Origin of the sequence: Streptomyces sp. NPDC052036 (assembly GCF_040680495.1) — a bacterium.
GTDB lineage: Bacteria > Actinomycetota > Actinomycetes > Streptomycetales > Streptomycetaceae > Streptomyces.
Genome location: NZ_JBFAWW010000002.1, coordinates 359819 through 366291, shown reverse-complemented (window position 1 = coordinate 366291; position 6473 = coordinate 359819). Strand labels below are relative to the sequence as shown.

At 72.6% G+C, this 6473-nt stretch carries 5 protein-coding genes and 3 pseudogenes; 1 reads left to right on the top strand and 7 read right to left on the bottom strand.

Going from position 1 to position 6473, the window contains the following annotated elements:
* From AB0L95_RS05685 to AB0L95_RS05670, 4 genes and pseudogenes are all read right to left on the bottom strand, one after another.
* A pseudogene (locus tag AB0L95_RS05685) lies at positions 1–347 on the bottom strand (hypothetical protein); the annotation flags it as partial.
* A gap of 81 nt (positions 348–428) precedes the next feature.
* A complete protein-coding gene (locus AB0L95_RS05680) occupies positions 429–728 on the bottom strand; it encodes a hypothetical protein (protein ID WP_365157394.1) in 300 nt (99 codons plus the stop codon).
* A 253-nt stretch (positions 729–981) separates the two neighbouring features.
* Positions 982–1435, bottom strand: a pseudogene (locus AB0L95_RS05675) (transposase); the annotation flags it as partial.
* A gap of 114 nt (positions 1436–1549) precedes the next feature.
* Positions 1550–2248, bottom strand: a complete 699-nt coding sequence (locus AB0L95_RS05670; RefSeq protein WP_365157391.1) for an SDR family NAD(P)-dependent oxidoreductase — start codon at positions 2246–2248, stop codon at positions 1550–1552.
* A 105-nt stretch (positions 2249–2353) separates the two neighbouring features.
* Here AB0L95_RS05670 and AB0L95_RS05665 point away from each other — a divergent pair, with 105 nt between their 5' ends.
* Entirely contained in the window at positions 2354–3232 is an 879-nt protein-coding gene (locus AB0L95_RS05665; protein ID WP_365157388.1) for a helix-turn-helix transcriptional regulator, read from the top strand.
* Between the two features lie 371 nt (positions 3233–3603).
* Here the strand turns inward: AB0L95_RS05665 and AB0L95_RS05660 are convergent.
* From AB0L95_RS05660 to rsmA, 3 genes and pseudogenes are all read right to left on the bottom strand, one after another.
* Positions 3604–4431: pseudogene (locus tag AB0L95_RS05660) on the bottom strand (acyltransferase family protein); the annotation flags it as partial.
* Positions 4432–4597: 166 nt separating this feature from the next.
* A complete protein-coding gene (locus AB0L95_RS05655; RefSeq protein ID WP_365157385.1) occupies positions 4598–5494 on the bottom strand; it encodes a 4-(cytidine 5'-diphospho)-2-C-methyl-D-erythritol kinase in 897 nt (298 codons plus the stop codon).
* Positions 5495–6421, bottom strand: coding sequence for a 16S rRNA (adenine(1518)-N(6)/adenine(1519)-N(6))-dimethyltransferase RsmA (rsmA, locus tag AB0L95_RS05650; protein ID WP_365157382.1), 927 nt, complete (start codon positions 6419–6421; stop codon positions 5495–5497).
* Positions 6422–6473: the final 52 nt, after the last annotated feature.

Below are 6473 nucleotides of genomic sequence, written 5' to 3'. Positions count from 1 at the left end.
GGCACGGCAGACGGGTAGGGCTTGCCGTTCGCGTCACCCGGGACCGGAGTCGGGTCGGTGTCGGCGGAGGTCTGCTTGCCCGGGGTGGAGGGCACGGCAGACGGGTAGGGCTTGCCGTTCGCGTCACCCGGGACCGGAGTCGGGTCGGTGTCGGCGGAGGTCTGCTTGCCCGGGGTGGAGGGCACGGGCTTCGGGTCGGCCGTGGCCGACGTGCCCGGGTGCGCGTGGCCGGAGCTGGCCGCCTGAGCGGCGATGCCGCCGCCCACCACCAGGGCGAGGCCGGCAGCCGACCCCAGCACCCAGGTGCGCAGGGAACGGTTCGACTTCTTGGCGCGGATGTGCCGCATAGGAAACGACTCCAAAGAGTAGAGACAACGCTGAAGGTCGGGCAGCGCCGGGGCTGAAAATCCCGTCCCGGAAACCGCCTTTCACCCCACCAGACGTGCGGCCCCACCCGGGGTTGTCGCGATCCGCGAAAAAAATCTGCAGCCTTCGTGGGTCCAGCCGGTGAACGTCCACGCGTGGACGGCGGTGATGCCCTGGGCGGGGCCGCCCGCGCTCCGCGCAACCACTTCACCGACACCTGCGGCGCCCTCGCCCCGCTCGGCTACCCAGCCCTCCACCACCTCGCCGGTCCGCTGCGCAAGGCCGCCACCGACGCCGGCGATACCGGTCTGATGCATCTGTGGCCGCGCACCGGCTACCGCCCGGCCCTCGGACATGGTCATGGTGACGATCTTCAGCCTCACCCGCAGCGCCGAACTGGCCCCAGTCGGACACAGCTATCGCGAACAGGCCGCGCCCTGGATGACCACCACTCCTGCCGGCATGCCGCCGTGATGTGGTTCGAGCCCGGCGCCGGCCCCGATGACGGCCGCCGCTTCTATGCCTGCGATGGTCACGCGGGGCAGTTCGCCCGGAGCGTGGTCATGGCGTCGGCCGCAGGCGGAAAGGTCGTCTGAGAGAGGCTCTCCCTGCTCCCTCCAGCCAGCACAGTTCGCGCGCTGCCGACAGCACATGCGTGGAGTCCGTCCGGGGCCCGGCCCGCGCTCTTGAGCAGCCGCTTGTCACGGGTCGCGACCAGGACGCCGTCCAGCACCCGCCGCCCGGCGTCCGCCCCAGCCAGCCGGTCACGGAACTCCGACAGCACCGAGAAGTCGAAGCCCGGATCGTCCAGTTCCAGCCCGAGCGCGTACTTGAAGTCGATCCTGGCCCGCACTGCTTCAGCGGCCTGCCGGTCGGTCAGCCCCTCCACGAACTGCAACACCGACACCAGCGCCAGCCCGCCCGGTGACCAGGCCGGCCTGCCCCGCGCCGGGAACAGGTCCGCGAACTCCTCATCTTTGAACAACGAGCCCAACTCGTCCCGCACCCGGATCGCCAGGCTCCCCTTCGGGAACGCGGCCCGAGTCACCCGCACCGTCTCCGCCGGGATCTCCCCAGACCCCTTGAGCCGCCGCCAACTTGAAGACGCAGGTCAAAGGGCTGGCGTGACGGTCGCCCCAGGTTCTCACGCTGGTCGGAGGCGGCAGTCTCCGGACCGCCGGTGTCAGGACCAGGCGATCTCGCCATGGCGGTCGATGAAGCGTCCGGTGCCGGCACCGGGCCCCTCGGTGGCGAGGGCGACGATCGCGTCCGTGCCCTCGGTGACGGTCTGGGAGCCACTGTGACCGTTTATGTCGGTCGCGGTGTAGCCGGGGTCGGCGGCGTTGACGCGAATGCCCTTGAGCCCCTTGGCGTACTGCGTGGTCAACATCGTCAGCGCCGCCTTCGAGGAGGCGTACAGCGGTACGGCGACGAGCGACTCGGTCCGGCCGGGGTCGTGGGTGAAGGCGAGGGAGCCCATGCCGCTGCTGACGTTGATGATCACGGGGTCGTCCGAACGGCGCAGCAGCGGCAGGAACGCGGTGGTGGTGCGGACGACGCCGATGACGTTGACGTCGAGGACGGCGCGGGCGTCCGCGGCGGTGAGGTCGCCGGGATCACCGAAGGGTCCCTGTACCCCCGCGTTGTTGATCAGGACGTCGATCCTGCCCTCGTGCTCGGCGACGTCCGCGGCAGCGGCGGCCACGGACGCGTCGTCGGTCACGTCGACGGGGACGAAGCGTGCGCCCAGCGCGGCGGCTGCCTCCTCACCCCGCTCACGGTCGCGGGCTCCCAGGAGAACGGTGTGACCGCACGCGATAAGGCGGCGGGCGGTCTCGCGGCCGATGCCCTTGTTGGCTCCGGTGATGAAAGTGATCGTCATGCCTTCGATGGTTGCCTTGACGAGGGAGCCGGACCAGAGACGCTTCGACGGTAGGAAGACCAGTACCACCCTCGCGCCCCCGCATGAGATCGGGGATGCAGGAGGATGAAGAGCATGACGACGACACCCCCCGGGGCCGGACTGGGCGCGGCGATCCGCACATGGCGGAACCGGCTGCCCCCGTCGGCCGCCGGGCTGCCGGTCGTCCGCAAGCGCCGGGCTGTCGGGCTGCGGCGCGAGGAACTGGCCGACCTGGCCGGAGTGTCGGTCGACTACGTCGTGCGCCTGGAGCAGGGGCGGGCCACGACACCCTCGGCGTCGGTGGTGGCGTCCCTGGCGCGCGCCCTCCAGCTGTCCACCGCCGAGCGGGACCACCTCTACCGCCTGGCCCAGATCGTGCCGCCGGCGGACGGCACGATCTGCGACCATCTCCCGCCCGGTATGCAACGAGTGCTCGTCCGCCTCGGAGACGTACCGGTTGCCGTGTTCGCGGCGGACTGGCAACTGGTGTGGTGGAACCACGGGTGGGCCGCCCTGCTGGGCGACCCCTTGGCCTCGCCGCCGCGGATGCGCAACTTCGCCCGCGACAGGTTCCCGGTGGGCGCCGATCACACCCCCCTCGCGCTGTGGCCGGTCACCGATACGGACCCCGACACCGCCGACGCCGCCCTCGTCTCCGACCTGCGCCGCGCCACCGGCCGCTTCCCCCGGGACAGCCGCCTGGCCGCGCTGGTCCGCGACCTGAACGCAGGCAACGAGAGGTTCGCCGAGCTGTGGGCGACGGGAGAGGTGACCGCGAACCGCGAGGTCCGCAAGACGGTCGACCACCCGTCGGTGGGCCCGGTCACGGTGGACTGCGATGTCCTGACCGACGGCGACACCGAGCTCAAGATCGTCATCATGACCGCCGCGCCGGGCAGCGAGGACGAGACCAAACTCCAGCTCACCACCGTCGTCGGCCCACCGGCCGGCACGCGCCACTGATCCGCCCCGCGCGTCGGCCGACCGGCGGCTCACGGTCCCTGTCAATCGCTTCGCGTCGTGGGCAACCTTTCAAGCGGCCAACTCCACGGAGGGGTCGGCAGTGGGACACGGCGCGACGAGACGCCCTTGTGCTCTCGCAGGCCCGGAACGGAACCGCACAGTGATCCCCGTGCCGCTGCACCGCTGGAAGGATCCCGGCCTCCTCGGCGCCACCGGCCCCGGGGAACACGGTCCCTTCGGCCCCTGGCCCGAACCCGAAGAGGATGAGACCGCTGCCGTATGCAGCACACCCGGGCCTCATCAGGAGTGGGGAACCGCAGCAAGATCAATCTCACCGGGATCTCCTGTACCTCAACTACTCACACCCGCAGTTCCACCGCCCCGACCAGCCACAGCCCGTGGCACAGCAGCGCGAGGGTGGGCGGCGCCATGTTGGAGATCCGCTCGCCGGGCATCCCGACCATGGACGGCGGACAGGGCCCGTACGCGACCAGCAGCACGGCCCCCACGAGTCCGGCGCCGGCGAGGAGGGACGGCCGGCGGATCCTGCCGTCCGCGCGGAGGAATCCGAGCTGGTGGATCGCGAGCCAGACGAAGGCGAAGTTGAGGAACTCGACGTAGGGCACCCCCAGGCCGAAGCGGAGCACGTCGACGGTCACGGCGGCGGCCACGAGCCCGCCGAACACGCCCCACCCCCAGCGTTCGTGGAGCCGGAGCAGCGGCGGGGTGAAGGCGACCATCGCAAGATAGATCCCGACGAACCACAGCGGCTGCGTCACCAGCCGCAGCGCGATGTCGAGCAACCCGCCGCCCGCCCCCACCAGTTGGAGGACGCGAGCAGCGGCGCCCCACACCCCGATGAACACGACCGTCGGCCGCAGCAGCCGCCGCAGCCGGGCGCGCAGGAAGGCCGAGCAGGCCTTGGGGGTCCCGCGCCGGGCGGAGCGGCAGGAGAGGGCGTGGGCGAAGCCGCCCCCGTAGAAGAACACCGGCATGACCTGGAACAGCCAGGTGAGCGGCTGGAGCCGGGGCTGGAGGGCAAGCAGGTTCCCCACCTGCACCTGCCCGTCGCTGTCCACGGACACGGCCGCCATCAGCCAGTGCCCGAGCACGACGACACCGAGCGAGCCGGCCCTCAGCAGATCGACGAACCGGTCTCGGGATTGCGGGGTGGCGGCGGCGAGATCACTGGGTCTCACGGGGGTACGGTCGCGCGGCGCCCGGGGGCGGCGGCAGCGCGTTCGTACTCAACCGGCGTCTGAGTACCCGCGTGAAGCGGTGTCCGAGCACGCGCGCACGCCGGTGACGCACGCACCCGTCGTCGGCGGACCGCCCCGGACGGCCGCGGCCCCGACGAGGGCCGCCTCAGACGACGGTCGCCCCCGGCGCCGGCGCCTGGGCCACCCGGGCCGAGCGGCAGGTGCCCGAGGCCAGCAGGGCTCGTGCGATCTCCGTCGCCGCGGCGGCGTCCTTCGCGAGGAACGCCGTCGTCGGCCCCGACCCGGACACCAGTCCGGTCAGCGCCCCCGCCGCGCGCCCGGCGGCCAGCGTGTCCGCCAGTTCGGGGAACAGGGAGAGCGCGGCCGGCTGGAGGTCGTTGGAGACCGCCGCCGCGAGCGCCTCCACGTCGCCCTTCGCCAGCGCGTCGAGCAGGTCCTGCGCGGCGACGGGCTCGGGGATCCGTACGCCCTCGTTCAGACGGTCGAACTCCCGGAAGACGGCGGGCGTCGACAGTCCCCGCCCGGCCATCGCGAACACCCAGTGGAACGTCCCGCCGACCTCCAGCACCCGCAGCTTCTCGCCCCGCCCGGTACCCAGCGCCGCCCCGCCCACCAGGCTGAACGGCACGTCGCTGCCCAATTCGGCGCAGATGTCGAGGAGTTCCTCGCGGGAGGCACCCGTTCCCCACAGCGCGTCGCACGCCACCAGCGCCCCGGCGCCGTCGGCGCTGCCGCCCGCCATACCGCCCGCGACCGGGATGTCCTTGGCGATGTGGAGGTGCACATCGGGTGCCCGGTCGTACCGCTCGGCGAGCGCGAGAGCCGCGCGGGCCGCCAGGTTCGTACGGTCCAGGGGCACCTCGCCGGCGTCCGGGCCGGAGCAGGTGATCCGGAGCCCCTCGGCGGACGGGGTCGCCGTGACCTCGTCGTACAGGCCGACGGCGAGGAAGACGTTGGCCAGGTCGTGGAAGCCGTCGGGGCGGGCGGCACCCACCGCGAGCTGGACGTTGACCTTGGCCGGGACGCGGACCGTCACGCTCACTTACTCGGACTCCTCTGTGCGGGATGCGGCCCGTCGCGCGGCGGCCGGCGGATGCTGTGCCGCCCGCGGTGACGCGGCCTCGGCGATACGCGCGAAGTCCTCGATGGTCAGGGACTCACCGCGCGCCTGGGGCGAGATACCGGCGGCGACGAGCGCGGCCTCCGCCGCCGCGGCCGACCCCGCCCAGCCGGCGAGCGCCGCCCGCAGCGTCTTGCGCCGCTGTGCGAACGCCGCGTCGACCACCGCGAACACCTTCGCCTTGGGCGCGGTGGTCCTGACCGGCTCGGCCCGCCGGACCAGCGAGACGAGCCCGCTGTCGACGTTCGGGGCGGGCCAGAAGACATTGCGCCCGATGGCTCCGGCGCGCTTGACGTCGGCGTACCAGTTGGCCTTCACGGACGGCACCCCGTACACCTTGGAGCCGGGCGCGGCGGCCAGCCGGTCGGCGACCTCGGACTGCACCATCACCAGCGTCCGCTCGATGCTCGGGAACATGTCGAGCATGTGCAGGAGCACCGGGACGGCGACGTTGTAAGGCAGGTTCGCGACGAGCGCGGTGGGCGCGGGGCCCGGCAGCTCCCGCACCTGCAGCGCGTCGGAGTGCACCAGCGCGAACCTTTCGGCGCGTCCGGGCATCCGGGCGGCGATGGTCGCGGGCAGCGCCCCGGCGAGCACGTCGTCGATCTCGACGGCGGTGACCCGCTCGGCGACCTCCAGCAGCGCCAGCGTCAGGGAGCCGAGCCCGGGTCCCACCTCCACCACCACATCGTCGGGCCGCACCTCGGCGGTCCGCACGATGCGCCGCACGGTGTTGGCGTCGATGACGAAGTTCTGGCCGCGTTGCTTGGTGGGGCGTACGCCGAGGGCCGCCGCCAGTTCACGGACGTCGGCGGGGCCCAGCAGGGCGTCGGGGGTGGAGCTGCTCACGGACCAAGGGTACGGGGCGGCGCGGGGCGCCCGTGTCCGCGCCCGCACCGCC